Genomic DNA, 16,528 nt, shown 5'->3' on the forward strand with positions numbered 1-16,528 from the left:
GCTATGGTAATATAGCCCTTTGTTTTGAATTCTATTCTTGCCGGAGTTAAGGCATGTCCACGCGGATTTTAGCTATTGATACTGCAACTGAAGCTTGCTCTGTTGCACTTTGGAATGAAGGTGCCGTTGAGGCACTGTTTGAAATTTCGCCACGAGAGCACACCCAACGTATTTTACCTATGGTCCAAGACGTATTATCGAAAAGCGATGTGAGTCTGCAACAATTGGATGCGTTAGCGTTTGGGCGTGGGCCGGGCAGTTTTACCGGTGTACGGATTGGTGTTGGCATTGCTCAAGGTCTGGCATTGGGGGCTGAATTACCGATGATTGGCGTTTCTTCGCTAAAAACGATGGCTCAAGGGGCTTTTCGTTTGAAAGGAGCAACAAACGTTCTGGTTGCCATTGATGCTCGGATGGGCGAAGTCTATTGGGCGCAATACACTTTTAATTCACAAGGTGAATGGCAAGGCGATGAAACTGAAGCAGTTTTGAAACCTGAACAAGTGCAGGAAATTATGAACTCCTTATCAGGAGAATGGGCGATTGCCGGAACCGGGTGGGAAGCTTATCCGCAATTATTGAACAGTCATTTAACACTGGTAGCAAGTGACATTGCTTTACCTCATGCAGAAGATATGCTGCCATTAGCGGTTCAAATGTGGGAAGCAGGGGAGTTAACAGCAGTTGAACATGCTGAGCCTGTTTATCTGCGTAATGAAGTTACATGGAAAAAATTGCCGGGCCGCTAATGATCTGTTGTCTGATGAAATAAAATTCATGCAACTTGTGGCAGGAGGTGGTGTTCATGAATAGAGAGCTAGAATACAGTTAACCAAATTTATAGTTAGCATATCAACCAAAATTGATGAATTTCGCACAAATAACCATGCCAAGTATATGGTTATCAATAAGCTAAATCCCATTACAAATTCTATTCTTAATAAATATCGTTTATTGGTGTATTCTACTTATAACCATTTGGAATAATAGTAAGGCTTTAAGTTAAAAATTAACAAATCAATGTATAATCAATAGATTATAAATCCAAGTGCTAATGTTTTAGATAATTATTTGATAAATAAAGAAAACTATCAGGCAGCAAAGGCTGCCTTATTTTTTTGCAGTAATTAATAGTATTAAATTAGTGATGTGCATCGCCAACCTGAACATTGTTCCTTTTCAAACTGGTACGCTGAGTTAATAATTTGTTAAATATACAGATCTGGTTTGTTTTATGGTCAGTGATCACATCGCAATTAGATTTCAGGAGTATTCAACTTGGAAAAAGTCTGGCTAAAACATTATCCGGCCGATGTTCCGGCAGAGGTCGATCCTGACCGTTACTCGTCGTTGATTGAAATGTTTGAAAATGCTGTGGCGTGTTATGCCGATCAAGTCGCATTTATCAATATGGGCGAAGTAATGACTTTCCGTAAATTGGAAGAGCGTAGCCGTGCCTTTGCTGCCTATTTACAAAATGGATTGGGCTTGAAAAAAGGGGATCGAGTGGCATTGATGATGCCAAATTTACTGCAATACCCTGTAGCACTGTTTGGTATTCTGCGTGCAGGTATGATCGCTGTAAATGTTAACCCGCTTTATACCCCGCGTGAATTGGAACACCAGCTTAATGACAGTGGAACATCTGCCATTGTTATCGTTTCTAATTTTGCACATACCTTAGAAAAGATTGTTTTCAACACACAGGTCAAGCACGTTATTTTAACGCGTATGGGCGACCAACTTTCCCGTCCAAAAGGAACCCTTGTTGATTTCGTCGTTAAATACGTCAAACGTCTTGTGCCTAAGTATCACTTACCGGATGCCATTTCGTTCCGTAGTGCGATGCAAAAAGGCTACCGTATGCAGTATGTTAAACCGGATGTGAAAGGTGAGGATCTGGCTTTTCTGCAATATACGGGGGGAACTACAGGTGTGGCCAAAGGTGCAATGCTGACTCATCGCAATATGTTAGCAAATCTCGAACAGGCCAAAGCCAGTTATTCCCCATTATTGAGGCAAGGGCAAGAGTTAGTAGTAACTGCATTGCCTTTGTACCATATTTTTGCTTTGACGATAAACTGCTTGTTCTTCATTGAACTGGGTGGAAAAAATCTGTTAATTACCAATCCTCGTGATGTCAACGGCACAGTCAAAGAACTGTCACGTTATCGCTTCACTGCACTCTCGGGTGTTAACACATTATTCAATGCTTGGCTGAATAACCCAGAATTCCAGAAGTTGAACTTTTCTTCATTACGTTTATCTGTTGGTGGGGGCATGGCTGTACAAAGAGTGGTAGCCGAAAAATGGCAAAGCCTGACCGGTTGCCATTTACTGGAAGGTTATGGTCTGACAGAATGTTCCCCTCTGGTTGCAGCTAATCCACATAGTCTATCTTATTACAGTGGAAGTATTGGCTTCCCCGTTGCTTCAACGGAAATCAAACTGATAGGGAATGATAATAATGAAGTTCCACTGGGTGAGGCAGGTGAAATGTGGGTGCGTGGTCCGCAGGTAATGAAAGGTTACTGGAACCGTCCTGATGCAACGAAAGAGGTATTGAAAGATGGTTGGCTGGCAACTGGGGATATTGCTAACATAGATGAAAAAGGGTTTTTCCACATTGTTGATCGGAAAAAAGACATGATTCTGGTTTCCGGATTCAATGTCTATCCAAATGAAGTAGAAGATGTTGTTTCTTCCCATCCTAAAGTGTTAGAGTCGGCAGCTGTGGGCGTTCCGAGTGAAAACTCAGGAGAAACAGTCAAAGTATTTGTGGTTAGTAAAGATCCCAGCCTGACTGAGGATGAACTCAAAATGCATTGTCGTCGTTACCTGACAGGATATAAGGTACCAAAACTCATTGAATTCCGTAATGAGTTACCAAAATCTAATGTAGGTAAAATTCTTCGTAGAGAATTACGTAATGAAGAATTGGCAAAAGTGAATAATGCTGCTATTAATTGATCATGTTTATTACTATATTCCCATCGGTTTCGCATAATAGGCGGTTAATAAAACAGCCGATTGAAAGAGGGGGTATAGGGATAAAGAAATGTTTTAAAATTGCCTATTATATCAACAGCGTCGGTTTTTACCGGCGTTATTGTGCATGTTTTATGAATGGCCAAGAGAATGATGATTTCCATGTGGGTTTGTTTCTAAAACACACTACACATGTAACTCTAACCAGAGGAAAGAGCAAATCTTATGCTTAATTTCAGGCAATAAAAAACCCCGCGAGTGCAGGGTTTAACTATCTGAATGTATGCCTATTTAAACAGGCAACATAACTGATTTACAAAAAATACATTTCGCTCCGTATGGATTACTCTCTGATACATCAAAGAAATGTCTCCGATACTGTGAGCCTTTACAGCATGGGCATCTGAAATAGATGTCGCCTTAGAGAGCCACTACATTTGCAGCTGCTGGGCCTTTCATACCATTTTCAATGGTAAATGAAACTTCTTGCCCTTCATTTAAACTTTTAAAATCAGTACCTTGGATTGCAGAATAGTGAACAAACACATCTTTGCTGCCATCTTTCGGAGAGATAAAACCGAAGCCTTTATCGTTATTAAACCATTTTACTAAACCAGTCATTTTATTAGACATATGAGTTCCTTTAAATTTTTTGAGTTGCCATAAGGCAGAATAAGGTTTGTTTTTAATTTGTACGTACTTATGGGAACTAATTAGAAGGAATTCGCAACGAAGGGATATCTAAGATAACGCTTAATGGTGAACTGCTTTAAACTTGCTTGTCATAAATAGGTCTGTACTTCCAAACCGATGGCGCTATTAACTCATATCTTCACTGATATAGCAAACTTTATTTTCTATCAGGACGAAGATAATTGTAATAAGCTCCCAAATATTGAGTGGTCTCCTGTGTCGCAACATGGATATCCAGGTGGCTTTCTGGCGGTACCCATTCACTCTGCAAACCGTGCCCTCTCCATCGGCGCATTATCCAGACAATTGCTACGCCGGTTCATACTCTGGATAATTTTATTTTGCCATAACAAACGACGAAACTTTTTGCTGCATAACGTCTTGGAGTCATGACCCTCTTGTCTTAGATGTCTGTTTGATATTGTGAAATATGAATTTATCAAAATTGTGGCAAGTGGAAAGCATGTCTAATATTATAGAAACAGTTATCCGAGTAAAGGATGTTTAGAGATTTTTATTGCTTGTACATAATTGTGTACATTGTTGAATTTTTTAGAATTTATGGCTACGTAATATAATGTATTTAAAGGATATTTTATTGTCTAATTGTAATTACCAGTTGATTACTACTGATGCCCAATTGCAGTCAGTCTGTGATCAGGCAAAGAAACACGCAAGAGTTGCACTAGATACTGAATTTGTACGTACACGGACGTACTATCCTCAACTAGGTTTGATACAATTGTTTGATGGTGAAAGCCTTTCTCTGATTGATCCCCTCGAAATTTCGCAATGGCAGCCCTTCAGGGAGTTATTGGCTGATCCAAACGTTTTGAAATTTATCCATGCAGGTAGTGAAGATCTGGAGGTTTTCGGTAATAGTTTCCAGTGCTTACCAGAACCCATGATTGATACTCAAGTACTGGCCGCATTTATTGGTCATCCCATATCATGTGGATTTGCGACATTGGTTGCTGAACATTTGCACATTGAATTGGATAAGAGTGAATCCCGTACTGATTGGCTGGCTCGGCCATTGAGCGGAAAACAATGTCAATACGCAGCAGCTGATGTTTATTATTTATTACCGCTTGCCGATATTTTAATGAAAAAAACAGAACAGGAGGGATATTTAGACGCGGCAAAAGATGAAAGCAATCTGATTGCCCAGCGTCGCAAAGAAATATTAATGCCAGAATCTGCTTATAAAGATATTGGTAACGCATGGCAATTACGCCCAAGGCAATTGGCCTGTTTGAAAAAATTGGCCGCATGGCGATTAAATCAGGCTCGGGAGCGTGATCTGGCTGTCAATTTTGTGATCCGTGAAGAAAATTTATGGCAGGTTGCCCGTTATATGCCGACTTCTTTGGGGGAGTTGGATGCTTTGGGCTTGAGTGGGCAAGAAATTCGTTGTCATGGTCGTCGGTTGTTGGCGATGGTTGCGGAGAGCAGGGATATTCCAGAAGAAGAATGCCCGGCTCAAATTATAAATTTGATTGATTACCCTGATTATCGCAAGGCATTTAAGGAAATTAAGTCATTGGTCACTCAGGTAGGAGAATCTCATCATTTCAGTGCCGAATTACTGGCTTCCCGCCGTCAAATCAATCAATTGCTTTGCTGGCATTGGAAATTGAAATCGCCGGAGCATCAACCTGAGTTAATAAGGAGCTGGCGTGGTAAGTTGCTGGCTGAGTCTGTCGCCGAAATATTGGCAAACTATTCGGAATAATAATGTCAGCTCAATAACGGTCATCGTTCCGTTTAAGAGATAAAATTCCGGTTCCCTGCCTGATACACAGGCAGGGGAATATAAGAAAATAAAATTATTTCTTATACTACTCTCCGTTGTTTGAGATTCGGGAATAAATTTATCATCAGGGCTATAGTTTATCAGCAATCTGATATCATTCAGAATAATGTCTTCTTCTGCTAATAATGATGCAAATAAATGCCATAAAAACAATTGCTCCTGCTATGAATGTATTATTTAGTAATCCATACATGTCAACTATATGAACCAAACACATGTGCGATGATTTTCCATTTTATTCTGTCGCAGACATCAAAGAACTAGCGAGGCTTTCTCTTTGATTTTACATACGCCCTCTATTCATCCATTTTACAGCAAATAATGACTTCAGTGCCCCGTGATAATTCGTCTCTGTTACCTGTCTTGGCTTGCATTTTTTAAGTGACGAAGTTCGGTGTTGAGTTTAATGTGATGGACAAACAACATTAATTGTTGCCATCTGAATATTCTCCAAATAAGAATATTATACGCCAATTAACAAATTGGATATCACGAACTAACATAGTTCATTATTAGTTAATCATATAATGAATATAAAAAGGAAATGTAAGAAATGAAGAAACAGGCAAAAGATTGGATAAAAAAATGCTGGTTAGATGTATATCTGAAGATTAAATAGGGGGCTATTTAAAACCGGGATACTATTGCATCCCGGTTTATTATTTTTTGAAAAATCACCGTGTTAAATTAAATAGCGTCATTTGAGGCTGTTATTTTGGCGATTCCTCAACCTCAGGTAATGTTACATTAAGTTCCAGTACAGAGATGTCATCATTTTTTTGCTCAAACTGTACAGAAAGCATATCTGGGTCGATTTGTACATATTTACAAATTACAGCCAGAATATCCCGTTTCATTTCGGGCAAATAGGCAGGCTCAGAGTCACCACGGCGCCGTTCTGCCACGATGATTTGTAGCCGCTCCTTGGCGATATTGGCTGTCGGTTTTTTTCTCGACAGGAAGAAATCTAACAAAGCCATGCGTTACCCCCCAAACAGGCGTTTTAAAAAGCCCTTTTTTTCTTCTTCGATGAAACGGAAAGGCCGTTCTTCACCGAGTAAACGTAAAACAGTATCTTCGTATGCTTTACCCGCGTCAGAATCTTTGTCCAAAATGACGGGTTCTCCTTGGTTGGATGAACGGAGAACAGATTGATCTTCTGGAATGACGCCAAGCAAAGGAATACATAAAATTTCCAGTACATCTTCCATGCTAAGCATATCACCGCGGCTCACGCGTCCTGGATTATAACGTGTTAGCAGAAGATGCTCTTTGATTGGTTCATTACCTTGCTCTGCACGGCGTGATTTGGACGCCAAAATACCTAAAATGCGATCAGAATCACGAACAGAAGAAACTTCCGGGTTTGTTGTAATAATTGCTTCATCGGCAAAGTAGAGTGCCATCAATGCGCCGCTTTCAATACCTGCGGGTGAGTCACAGATAATGAAATCAAATCCCTGTTGATCCAATTCATTCAGAATTTTCTCAACGCCATCTCGGGTGAGGGCTTCTTTATCACGGGTCTGGGAAGCGGGCAAAATGTATAAATTTTCAGTGCGCTTATCTTTGATAAGTGCTTGATTCAAACCGGCATCACCTTGAATAACGTTCACGAAGTCAAAAACCACTCGGCGCTCACAGCCCATAATTAGGTCGAGGTTTCGTAAGCCGATATCAAAATCGATAACGACGGTTTTTTTTCCTCTTTGGGCGAGACCGGTAGCAATGGCCGCGCTTGAAGTGGTTTTGCCAACGCCACCTTTACCAGATGTAACAACAATAATGCGTGCCATGAAGCGATTCCTTGTTATAAGGGCTAGACTAAGGTTTCAATAGTTAATTCATTGTTAACCAGACGTAATTTTGCTGCTTTACCAACAAAATTCTCCGGGATTTTTTCGCTGAGCCAATATTGACCTGCAATAGAGGTGAGTTCAGCGTTTAAATGGGTGCAGAAAATCTGGCTTTCTTGATCACCAGATGCGCCTGCCAATACTCGTCCACGCAGCACACCATATATATGAATATTTCCATCAGCGATTAATTCTGCACCAGCGCTCACATTATTTGTCACAATAAGATCACTGTTTGGTGCATAAATTCTTTGTCCTGAACGAACAGGCGTATTAATTATACGAGTTTTTTTGAAAATAGGTTCAGCCGGTTTATTTTCTTGAGTAAGAACTTTCTGACTTTTACCTTCTTTCAATAAAGGAAGTTCTGATTTTAGAGCAATTTTTCGTTGTTCTTCATCTTGACAACCGCTGATTCCAACAATGCGCAATCCAGCAGACTCAATGGCACGGTGAAGTGCGGGAAGATCAGCACCAACAGGGAGAGCAGATATATTGATAACAACGGGAGCATTTTTCAGGAATTCAGGAGCTTGCTCCATTTTTTCCTGCATAGCTTTATGAATAACTTCCGGCTGGTCATCATACAAATGAACGACCGAAAGCGTAAAATTACTGCCTTTTAGCTCAATTGGCGACTGGGACATTGATATTCTGACTCAGCAAGGTTAAGTTTTCCAAAGTAGGTTTCCCAAAGTAGTTTACACAAACATTTTCCTAGAACAGCCTCTGGGAGACGATATTCTTAAATATAATAAACATGTTATAGTTAGTGAATTATTCAAGCAAGTCGCAGAGTTAATTTAAAAGAGTTTATGACAATGATTTGTGTAATCTACAGAAGTCCAAAACGTGACCAAACATATCTGTATATTGAAAGAAAAGGTGATTTTTCACGTGTTCCTGAAGATCTGTTAAAGACATTTGGTGAACCTCAATATTCAATGATGATTTCATTATCTGAAAGACAAAATTTGGCCAATGCTGATATTGAAAAAGTAAAAACTGCATTGAATGAACAAGGTTTTTATCTGCAAGTACCACCGCCTGTAGAAAGTTTGATCAATGAACATCTGGCATCAAATAAACCATCCAAGCAATAAAAATTGCTGGAGACTGCTTGATCCAGAATTGAGGAGCTGATTTATGAAATTAATCACTGGGCTAACTTTATTGACAGCAACTCTGCTGGTAGGGTGTGGTGCATCAAGTGGTAAATCAAGTAATAAACAATTGTATAATCCATCCATGCTGGCTTCTCTATCTCAAGCAGAAATCAGGGTACTGGATCACGATTTTCCATTGAATTCCCGTGAGCCATCACAGTTTCCTGCTTATGTGGCTTTACTGAAACAGCAAGCTAGGGAGCAGGGAATTAATGAAAAAACATTGGAACGGGCATTTGCCAATATCCATTTTATTCCGCGCGTCATTAAATCTGATCGTAACCAGCCAGAAAAAAAAGTCACTCTGGATGATTACCTGAAGCGCGCCTTGCCAGTCTGGAAGATCGAGCAGGGCGCCAAGCAATATGAAGATAATAAGCAGCAGTTAGAAGGGGTCAGCCGAGAATACGGTGTACCTAAAGCCTACATTGTTGCTTTGTGGGGATTAGAAAGTAGTTTTGGTAAAATTCAGGGAAAAGAAGATGTCATTTCGGCATTGTCCACATTGGCTTTTGAGGGACGCCGGGAAGCATTTTTTATAAAACAGCTATTGGCAGCGTTAACAATAATTGAAAACCAATATATCAGTGAAGATCAAACATTAAAAGGCTCTTGGGCGGGTGCCATGGGACAAAACCAATTCATACCAACCTCCTATTTAACATATGGAGCTGATGGTGATGGTGATGGCAAAATTGATATTTGGAACAATAAAGAGGATGTTTTTGCTTCGACAGCTAATTATCTGCATAAAGAGGGCTGGCAACAGAATTTACCTTGGGGATATGCCATTTCGTTACCTGCAGGCTTTGATACCACATTGGAAGGCATTAAGCCTGAACAGGGAAAAACTCTTGCACAATGGCAAGCATTGGGGATTTCATCTCCACAGTTTGCTAAACTGCCAGAAAATACCAAAGGTTGGATAATCATCCCTGATAATCCAGCACAACGAGCATTTTGGGTAACACAAAATTTCCGGACTATCATGCACTGGAACCGTTCTTACTATTTTGCTCTTAGTGTTGGTATGATGGCGGACGGCATTATGCAACGTACTCATTTCCTCACTCACTGAAAATCAGGTCTTGAAAGCATAAAATTTGATGCTAGCGGGTTTGAAAATAAGATAAAGGAAAAATGTTATGTACCAGCATCGGGATTGGCAGGGTGTATTGTTGGACTTACCTGCGAATAAAATCGTTTGTGTCGGCAGTAATTACGACAAACATATGCAAGAGATGGGTTCTCAATCCACTGAAGAGCCGGTGATATTCATTAAACCTGAAACAGCGCTGTGTGATCTGTGTCAGCCTATTTTCATCCCGCAGGAATTGGGTTCTGTGCACCATGAAATAGAGTTGGCAGTTTTAATTGGTTCGACACTCAAAAATGCCAATGAAGAACGCGTTAATCAGGCTATTGCAGGCTTTGCAGTTGCACTGGATTTGACATTGCGTGATTTGCAGCGTGAATTTAAACAATCGGGGCAACCCTGGGAAAAAAGTAAGGCATTTGATAGATCATGCCCGATATCGGGGTTTATTCCTGTCAATGCTTTTGGTGATCCACAAAATGCTCAGCTTTCTTTGGCTGTAAATGGCGAATTACGCCAAAATGGCAATACGAGTGACATGCGAACGCCTATCATTCCGTTGATTAGCTATATGTCGCGCTTTTTTACCTTACGCCCGGGCGATATTATTTTGACGGGAACACCCGAAGGTGTAGGGCCACTACAATCTGGTGATGTATTAAACGTTTCTTTCAACGAACACGTTTTGACAACCAGAGTGATTTAACCACGAGGAATGACAGAAATTATGTCTCAACCTTTCTGGCAGGTGAAAACCTTAGAGAAAATGACAGACCCAGAGTGGGAAGCATTATGTGATGGCTGTGGCCAATGTTGCCTGCATAAGTTGATGGATGAGGATACAGATGAAATTTATTTCACCAATGTTGCCTGCAATCAACTGAATATTAAAACCTGCCAGTGCAAGAATTATGCAGATCGTTTCAGGTACGAACCTGACTGTATCAAGTTAACCCGTGAGAATATGGACACTTTTGAATGGTTACCAAAGACGTGTGCTTATCGCCTGATTGGTGAGGGGAAGAAACTTCTTCCGTGGCATCCATTGGTCACCGGTTCAAAGTCGGCAATGCATGCAGAGCGCATTTCTGTCAGGCATATAGCTGTGCGTGAAGCGGATGTGGTGGATTGGGAAAACCATATCTTGAACAGGCCAGAATAGTTATTTATTAAGAGTCTTTGCTACTCATAAACCGAAAAGTGCTATGAAGAAGAACAAAAAGGTTACTCTTGATGGCACTTTAGCAAAGTTTGTCTATCATTTTATTCTATGTGTTTTCAGTCATATAAGATTTAATAAACCAGTTTTTTGAAAAAACATCATACATGGTTTTATTCGTAATATGGCAACTGAAGTATGTTTCATAACTTAAGTTGTAATAATTTTTCATTCATTTGGAAGTACATCAATAACACCAAAAACGTTTTTAAAAACGTTAAAAAATGCAAAGGGGCTAATTGCCAATTTGATTGATAGGACAGAGAATATATAAATATATTTATAAGAATAAAAGATATGATCCTTTTAATAAACTAAAGAGCAGGTATTTAATTTTATAAACATTTATAAAATTACGGTTTTTATTCATGTGATTAATCATTTTTTTGTGGCAAAAGATTTTAATGGAATTCTTCTTTTGAATGCTAATAATAATCCAGATCTTACTAAAGTAATACCTACTATGGTTCTCATTAATGATCCTGGCAGTCCGACAAATAACACACTTACCGATGTAATTAAACAGCATTAGGTAGTAGGTTACTATACTTAGTATAAAAAATAGATAATAACACAAGCCACTTTTTCGGGTGGATTTGTTTCTGTTCATAATTAATTACATTGGTGTAGTTGAGGGTAATAGACCGTATGGAATGGGTACTAAAATCACACAATTGTAATTCAAGTACCGGAATTGCCATTAATATCGGATTTTTCTCTCGTTTTTCCGACTTTAAATAATAAAGAAAAACTGATAACTTGCTTGTTCAATGGTCAAAACAAGGAAAGAGAAATGGCAAGTTATTTGGTTCGTGTAGAGCTTTATGGCACAGGTTCTGATGGTTATGAAAAACTACATAAAAGGATGACGGCGAATCAATTCAGCCAATCTATCCGTTTTCCTAACGGGAAATGGCATCGCCTGCCTAGTGGGACTTATATTGGAAATTCGACGATGGAATCTATTCAGTTGGCGGAAAAAATCAGATCTATGGCTACACCATTTTCAAACAAAGATCCTTCGATATTCGTCTGTACTTATAGTAACTGGAGTGCATCGCTGTATCCCGAAAAACAGCATACTGAATCCGGTTCAGGCGAGTGATTTATTGAGATATTGAGAATTTCGGAGTTAATCAATGTATGATTTAACATTACAATCAACATTGTTCCATATCGTATTTTTCATTGTGGGAATGAGTTTAATCATTTCTAGCTTGCGTTTTTTAAAGGCAATAAAAGGTAAATGATACATTGGAATCATAGGGATGGATCCCCACTTTTGACATTGTTTTCTTAGTTATCATGTTATTTTAGTTCGCATATTGCATCGAAGAAAAATCAGTACCTAAGTGAAGCTAAAATTTTATTACCTACGCATTGTCTTACTATTACAACAAATTAGCTAATTTTATACCTGTTGTAATAAATATTAGAATGGCGCTTATGCTGCATACCAAATATATATGAAATACTGTTCGTCAGTTTTCTATGTCAGACAGTTAAGGCCACTACCGTGCAGCTATGGACGTTTGTTTGATAATGAGGGAAAGTAAAATGAATAACAGATGGATAAGCTATGTAACGTTTGTAGGGGTTTGGATTACTGTAACATTAACGATTGGCATTATGTTGTCATAAGAATATAAGAGAAAATTAGTCCTAAACCTCGCTTTGGCGGGGTTTATTGTTTGAGATCTTTGGTATTTTCGATTACCCAGCTGATACTGGGCAATCTGTCATGTATCGTTACCGAATTTATTAGTAAGGTTGTTGGTTGTGATTGAAAATTATTCAACGATATTCAGACAAGCTTGTCCAGAAATTAATTGCTGAATATTTTGCAAAGTCGTTTCACTGATGCTGGTTAATGCTTCTTCGGTTAAGAATGCCTGATGACCGGTAAACAGGACATTATGACAAGAAGACAAACGCCGGAAGATATCATCTTGAATCACATCATTTGATTTATCTTCAAAGAATAAATCTCTCTCGTTTTCATAAACGTCCATGCCCAATGCACCAATCTTTTGTTGTTTCAGTGCATTAATAGCCGCAATGGAATCAATTAGAGCACCTCGGCTGGTATTGATGATCATCACGCCATCTTTCATTTTATTGAATGCTGTTTCATTCAGTAAATGATGGTTTTCTGGTGTCATAGGGCAATGGAGGGAGATTACATCAGATTCAGCATATAAAGTATCTAAGTCCACATATTCCACACCCATATTCAAGGCTTCAGGGTTAGGGTAGGGATCATGCGCCAGTAAACGCATACCAAAACCTTTCAAAATCCGCAAAGTCGCAATGCCGATTTTTCCCGTTCCGATAATGCCAGCAGTACGTTTATACATGTTGAAACCGGTTAATCCTTCAAGGGAAAAATTGGCATCTCGGGTGCGTTGATAGGCGCGGTGAATACGTCGGTTAAGACATAACATTAGTCCAACAGTGTGTTCGGCAACGGATTCAGGAGAATAAGCTGGTACTCTAACAATTTGAATGCCTAATTCCTTCGCTGCATCCAGATCGACATTGTTAAATCCGGCACAACGTAGCGCCAAAATTTTGATGTCCATTTCTGCTAATTCTTGCAGCACTTCGCGTCCACCATCATCATTGACGAAAATACAAACAGCATCCGCACCTACAGCATTTTTGGCGGTTTGTGGACTTAAGGAGAAATCGAAAAACTCGATATGATAGTTAAGACCAAGTTTTTGGTTGAGTACCTCAAAATGTTTACGGTCATACTGCTTTGTACTGTAAACAACTAATTTCATAACAACATCTCCACCTTACAGTAACTATAAAATCATTCGAGCCATTCATTGAATTCACTTTACTGCAAACGGCCTGCAATAATGACATCTCTTGAAGATTCTAAGTGGTATCTTTCGCTATACTCGAATAAATCGCCTGAGTAAGCTATTCATAGTGATAGCTTGCATTATAAATCGGCTTAGAACCTGATATGAGATTATCATAACAGGAAGTTATTCTCAGGTTGATAAAGAAGAGATAAGGATTTAATGGCAAAAATATTCAAAGCGTTTGCAGTGATGGTGATATTGCTGGCGTTATTGGTAGTAATTGGATGGTATACACTCCCACGTTGGTTACCATTGATTGCCAGTCATTGGTTGCCACAAGGAGTCACTCTTTCTTTGAGCCAGCCCAGATGGACAAAGAATACATTATGGTTAGATGAGCTATCATTAAAAGCAAAAGAGTGTGAGTGGATCAATGCCTCTGAGTTATCTATGGAGTATTTATCTAAGGAAAAGAGTGAAAATCGCCACTGGAATATTTATGCTGCCAATATTGATAGCCAGAGTCAGTGTTTGGCACAATTACCTGCCGGAGAAAAGCAATCAACTCCATTATCTGTTCAAGAGGTATTATCCGCGATACCTCCGATTAACCTTACTGTTGATCGTCTGGTTCTTATGCCTTGGCCAGAATTTGCTGGCAGACTCCAATTCAGCTCATCACCTCAGAGGCAATCATTCTCTTATCAAGGTGAAAAATTAGAACTCAATGCGCATATTACAAACGAACAAGACCTCATTGTTCAGCGTTTTTTTGTCAAGTTACCTGAACAGATAATTTCTTTGAATGGCAATATTAAATTACCCCTAAATATTGCAACACTACCAGAACAAGGCCAAATCATAACGCATTTGTCTCTGAACAAATATCCAGCTCCGTTGCAACTGGCATTGAAGTGGCAAGGTCAGAGTGGACGAATCACTGTTGTTGAGGAAAAAAATAAGCAGATACTGGCAGAATTACCTTGGTTTTTCGACGAATCGCAGTTCCAGATAGCTAATGGTGAATGGCAATGGTTGGATGCTAACCAAGCATTATCTGGTAGGGTGAATATTAGGTTTGAACAGTGGAAAAAAGGCTTGTCTGGTATGTTTGTCAGCGGGCGGATAAACCTAGTTACTCAAAACGAGCAGGGTAAAGGTAATATTGTTCTTTCTGTAAAACCGACGCCAATCAATATAACCAATGCTCATATTCCATTTCAGTTAACGGGACAAGTGAATCGTGGCCGGATGGTTATGGCTATGTCATTGCCTGCTGTTGTGACAGGGCCATTGGTTGACCCAAAAATTACTTTTAGCTCAGGAGCTTTGTTTCGGGCATGGGGAAAGGTTAGTGAAACATTTACAGTTAAAGAAGCTCGCTTACCTTTAGCGGGTACTTATTTGACTCGCAATGGTTTTACTGGGCGTCTTCAGGCTATTTTGACGGCACAAGACAGTTATTGGGGGAAATTTAAACTACATTTGGATGGGGCTGCAAAAGATTTTATACCCGATCATGGAAATTGGAATTGGCGTTATTGGGGAAATGGAAATTTACCTCCGTTACGTGCCAAGTGGAATATTGCGGGTAAAGGAAATTGGAATCGATCACAGATAACAGTAGAAGCATTAAATACAGGCTTTGATCTTATTCAGTATGGTTTGGTGAAGATGCAAGTACCGCGCTTAAAACTGACTAGACCATTAATCTGGGAACGTGCGGCAGATTGTCCCAATTTGACTGGAGATTTACAGTTATCTGCTCAGAAAACAGAATTTCACTCTGGTAGTTTTCTACCTCCCTTTGAGTTTAATGCCACGCTTGCAGGAAAATCTCCGGGTAGCTTTATGCTGAATGGAAAACTGCATTCCAGAGGAATTGGCCCCATTCCATTTTATAGCCGTTGGGATGGAGAGCGATTGAGGGGAGAAGTCCGTTGGCCGAAACAATCTTTATTAGCTTTTCAATCTCTGATTCCACCTGACTTGGGGATTGCCGTGCGTGGTGGGCATATTTATGCCCAAGCTGCTTTTTCTGCGGCAGAAGGGCAGGGATTACGTGCGGGCGGTCATTGGGTGGTAAAAGATGCAGGCATGTGGTTGAAAAATGGGGAAGTTGATGGTTTAAATTTTGTTCTGCCTTGGCGTTTGCAGGAACACACGTGGCAATTAGGGATGGCATCTCCTGTTCAATTGCGGATCAACACAATCAAGGGGTTGTTTGATATGCAAAATGTAACCGCTGATCTATTGGGCTACTATCCCCCGACTGATAATCAGCCATTGAAACTGACTAATGTGAATGTGGATATGCTGGATGGTAAATTGGATATGGAGCGATTACAGATCCCACAAAAAGAAGCAGCTGTATTGCGGTTTAGCAAATTGAATCTGAGCAAATTATTTGGTGTATTAAAAGTTAAACAAATGGCGATGTCAGGAAGGATCAGCGGTGAATTACCTGTATTATTAAATGATAAACGTTGGATTATTCCGCAGGGATGGGTATCTAATGAAGGTTATCTTACTTTGAGATTGGATAAGGATACGGTTGACTCTATAAGGAACAATGAGTTATCAGCTGGTATGGCAATGGACTGGCTGCGTTATTTAGAAATTAATCGTTCAAAAGCCTATGTTACGCTCGATAATTTGGGGATCTTAAAATTGCATTCGGAGATTAGTGGAGTGAATCCTGTGGTAGATCGAAAACGTGAAGTCAGGCTTAACTATCATCATGAGGAGAATATTTTTCAGTTATGGCATAGCCTGCGTTTTGGCAGTAACCTGGAAGCATGGTTGCAGAAAAATATATCTGTAATGGACAGGAGTGATAAATGATAATGAACCTTGGATTCAAATTGCCGACAATCAG

General features: G+C 39.7%; 15 protein-coding genes. 9 read left to right on the forward strand and 6 right to left on the reverse strand.

Annotated elements, in window-relative coordinates:
- Nucleotides 1–53 precede the first annotated feature (53 nt).
- Both tsaB and fadD read left to right on the forward strand, forming a co-directional pair.
- Nucleotides 54–749 (forward strand): tRNA (adenosine(37)-N6)-threonylcarbamoyltransferase complex dimerization subunit type 1 TsaB, encoded by a 696-nt coding sequence (tsaB, locus tag Xvie_RS12425; protein ID WP_086109628.1) that lies wholly within the window; start codon nt 54–56, stop codon nt 747–749.
- A 529-nt stretch (nt 750–1,278) separates the two neighbouring features.
- Nucleotides 1,279–2,970 (forward strand): long-chain-fatty-acid--CoA ligase FadD, encoded by a 1,692-nt coding sequence (gene fadD, locus Xvie_RS12430; protein WP_086109629.1) that lies wholly within the window; start codon nt 1,279–1,281, stop codon nt 2,968–2,970.
- Between the two features lie 309 nt (nt 2,971–3,279).
- Here fadD and ymcF read toward each other — a convergent pair whose 3' ends face one another.
- Entirely contained in the window at nt 3,280–3,402 is a 123-nt protein-coding gene (gene ymcF, locus Xvie_RS23210; protein WP_244175628.1) for a cold shock small protein YmcF, read from the reverse strand.
- Between the two features lie 6 nt (nt 3,403–3,408).
- Nucleotides 3,409–3,621, reverse strand: a complete 213-nt coding sequence (cspE, locus tag Xvie_RS12435; protein ID WP_086109630.1) for a transcription antiterminator/RNA stability regulator CspE — start codon at nt 3,619–3,621, stop codon at nt 3,409–3,411.
- A gap of 637 nt (nt 3,622–4,258) precedes the next feature.
- On the opposite strand from cspE, the gene rnd reads away from it, so the two are divergent.
- Nucleotides 4,259–5,416 carry a ribonuclease D gene (gene rnd, locus Xvie_RS12440; RefSeq protein ID WP_086109631.1) on the forward strand — a complete coding sequence of 386 codons (1,158 nt, stop codon included), beginning with the start codon at nt 4,259–4,261 and terminating at the stop codon, nt 5,414–5,416.
- Nucleotides 5,417–6,207: 791 nt separating this feature from the next.
- Here the strand turns inward: rnd and minE are convergent.
- From minE to minC, 3 genes are read right to left on the reverse strand one after another with little or no spacing between them, the layout of a single operon-like run.
- Nucleotides 6,208–6,477: a cell division topological specificity factor MinE gene (minE, locus tag Xvie_RS12445; RefSeq protein WP_045970705.1), complete on the reverse strand. Its 270-nt coding sequence runs from the start codon at nt 6,475–6,477 to the stop codon at nt 6,208–6,210.
- Between the two features lie 3 nt (nt 6,478–6,480).
- Complete coding sequence (gene minD / locus Xvie_RS12450; RefSeq protein WP_086109632.1) at nt 6,481–7,293, reverse strand: septum site-determining protein MinD; 813 nt, start codon at nt 7,291–7,293, stop codon at nt 6,481–6,483.
- Nucleotides 7,294–7,316: 23 nt separating this feature from the next.
- Nucleotides 7,317–8,000 carry a septum site-determining protein MinC gene (gene minC / locus Xvie_RS12455; RefSeq protein WP_086109633.1) on the reverse strand — a complete coding sequence of 228 codons (684 nt, stop codon included), beginning with the start codon at nt 7,998–8,000 and terminating at the stop codon, nt 7,317–7,319.
- 174 nt (nt 8,001–8,174) lie between these two features.
- Between minC and Xvie_RS12460 the strand changes: the two genes are divergently transcribed.
- The 5 genes from Xvie_RS12460 (at nt 8,175) to ghoS (ending at nt 11,939) form a co-directional block, all read left to right on the forward strand.
- Nucleotides 8,175–8,456 carry a YcgL domain-containing protein gene (locus tag Xvie_RS12460; protein ID WP_086109634.1) on the forward strand — a complete coding sequence of 94 codons (282 nt, stop codon included), beginning with the start codon at nt 8,175–8,177 and terminating at the stop codon, nt 8,454–8,456.
- Between the two features lie 43 nt (nt 8,457–8,499).
- A complete protein-coding gene (locus tag Xvie_RS12465; RefSeq protein WP_086109635.1) occupies nt 8,500–9,597 on the forward strand; it encodes a lytic murein transglycosylase in 1,098 nt (365 codons plus the stop codon).
- 67 nt (nt 9,598–9,664) lie between these two features.
- Nucleotides 9,665–10,321: a fumarylacetoacetate hydrolase family protein gene (locus tag Xvie_RS12470; RefSeq protein ID WP_086109636.1), complete on the forward strand. Its 657-nt coding sequence runs from the start codon at nt 9,665–9,667 to the stop codon at nt 10,319–10,321.
- 18 nt (nt 10,322–10,339) lie between these two features.
- Nucleotides 10,340–10,777 carry a YcgN family cysteine cluster protein gene (locus tag Xvie_RS12475; RefSeq protein ID WP_208612574.1) on the forward strand — a complete coding sequence of 146 codons (438 nt, stop codon included), beginning with the start codon at nt 10,340–10,342 and terminating at the stop codon, nt 10,775–10,777.
- Between the two features lie 850 nt (nt 10,778–11,627).
- On the forward strand, nt 11,628–11,939 hold the full coding sequence (ghoS, locus tag Xvie_RS12480; RefSeq protein WP_086109638.1) for a type V toxin-antitoxin system endoribonuclease antitoxin GhoS: 312 nt from the start codon (nt 11,628–11,630) through the stop codon (nt 11,937–11,939).
- A gap of 685 nt (nt 11,940–12,624) precedes the next feature.
- Here ghoS and Xvie_RS12485 read toward each other — a convergent pair.
- Nucleotides 12,625–13,620, reverse strand: coding sequence for a 2-hydroxyacid dehydrogenase (locus Xvie_RS12485; RefSeq protein WP_086109639.1), 996 nt, complete (start codon nt 13,618–13,620; stop codon nt 12,625–12,627).
- A gap of 249 nt (nt 13,621–13,869) precedes the next feature.
- Between Xvie_RS12485 and Xvie_RS12490 the strand changes: the two genes are divergently transcribed.
- The gene (locus Xvie_RS12490) at nt 13,870–16,494 is read left to right on the forward strand and encodes a YdbH family protein (RefSeq protein ID WP_086109640.1); all 2,625 of its coding nucleotides are present in this window, start codon (nt 13,870–13,872) and stop codon (nt 16,492–16,494) included.
- Nucleotides 16,495–16,528: the final 34 nt, after the last annotated feature.

This window comes from Xenorhabdus vietnamensis (assembly GCF_002127535.1).
Classification (GTDB): Bacteria; Pseudomonadota; Gammaproteobacteria; order Enterobacterales; family Enterobacteriaceae; genus Xenorhabdus; species Xenorhabdus vietnamensis.

Excerpts from the sequence above, each read along its gene's own strand:
- Xvie_RS12485 (WP_086109639.1), bottom strand. The coding sequence starts at position 13,620 with ATGAAATTAGTTGTTTACAGTACAAAGCAGTATGACCGTAAACATTTT.
- minE (WP_045970705.1), bottom strand. The coding sequence starts at position 6,477 with ATGGCTTTGTTAGATTTCTTCCTGTCGAGAAAAAAACCGACAGCCAAT.
- Xvie_RS12460 (WP_086109634.1), top strand. The coding sequence starts at position 8,175 with ATGATTTGTGTAATCTACAGAAGTCCAAAACGTGACCAAACATATCTG.
- minC (WP_086109633.1), bottom strand. The coding sequence starts at position 8,000 with ATGTCCCAGTCGCCAATTGAGCTAAAAGGCAGTAATTTTACGCTTTCG.
- Xvie_RS12490 (WP_086109640.1), top strand. The coding sequence starts at position 13,870 with ATGGCAAAAATATTCAAAGCGTTTGCAGTGATGGTGATATTGCTGGCG.
- minD (WP_086109632.1), bottom strand. The coding sequence starts at position 7,293 with ATGGCACGCATTATTGTTGTTACATCTGGTAAAGGTGGCGTTGGCAAA.
- tsaB (WP_086109628.1), top strand. The coding sequence starts at position 54 with ATGTCCACGCGGATTTTAGCTATTGATACTGCAACTGAAGCTTGCTCT.
- ghoS (WP_086109638.1), top strand. The coding sequence starts at position 11,628 with ATGGCAAGTTATTTGGTTCGTGTAGAGCTTTATGGCACAGGTTCTGAT.
- cspE (WP_086109630.1), bottom strand. The coding sequence starts at position 3,621 with ATGTCTAATAAAATGACTGGTTTAGTAAAATGGTTTAATAACGATAAA.
- Xvie_RS12465 (WP_086109635.1), top strand. The coding sequence starts at position 8,500 with ATGAAATTAATCACTGGGCTAACTTTATTGACAGCAACTCTGCTGGTA.
- rnd (WP_086109631.1), top strand. The coding sequence starts at position 4,259 with ATGTATTTAAAGGATATTTTATTGTCTAATTGTAATTACCAGTTGATT.
- Xvie_RS12470 (WP_086109636.1), top strand. The coding sequence starts at position 9,665 with ATGTACCAGCATCGGGATTGGCAGGGTGTATTGTTGGACTTACCTGCG.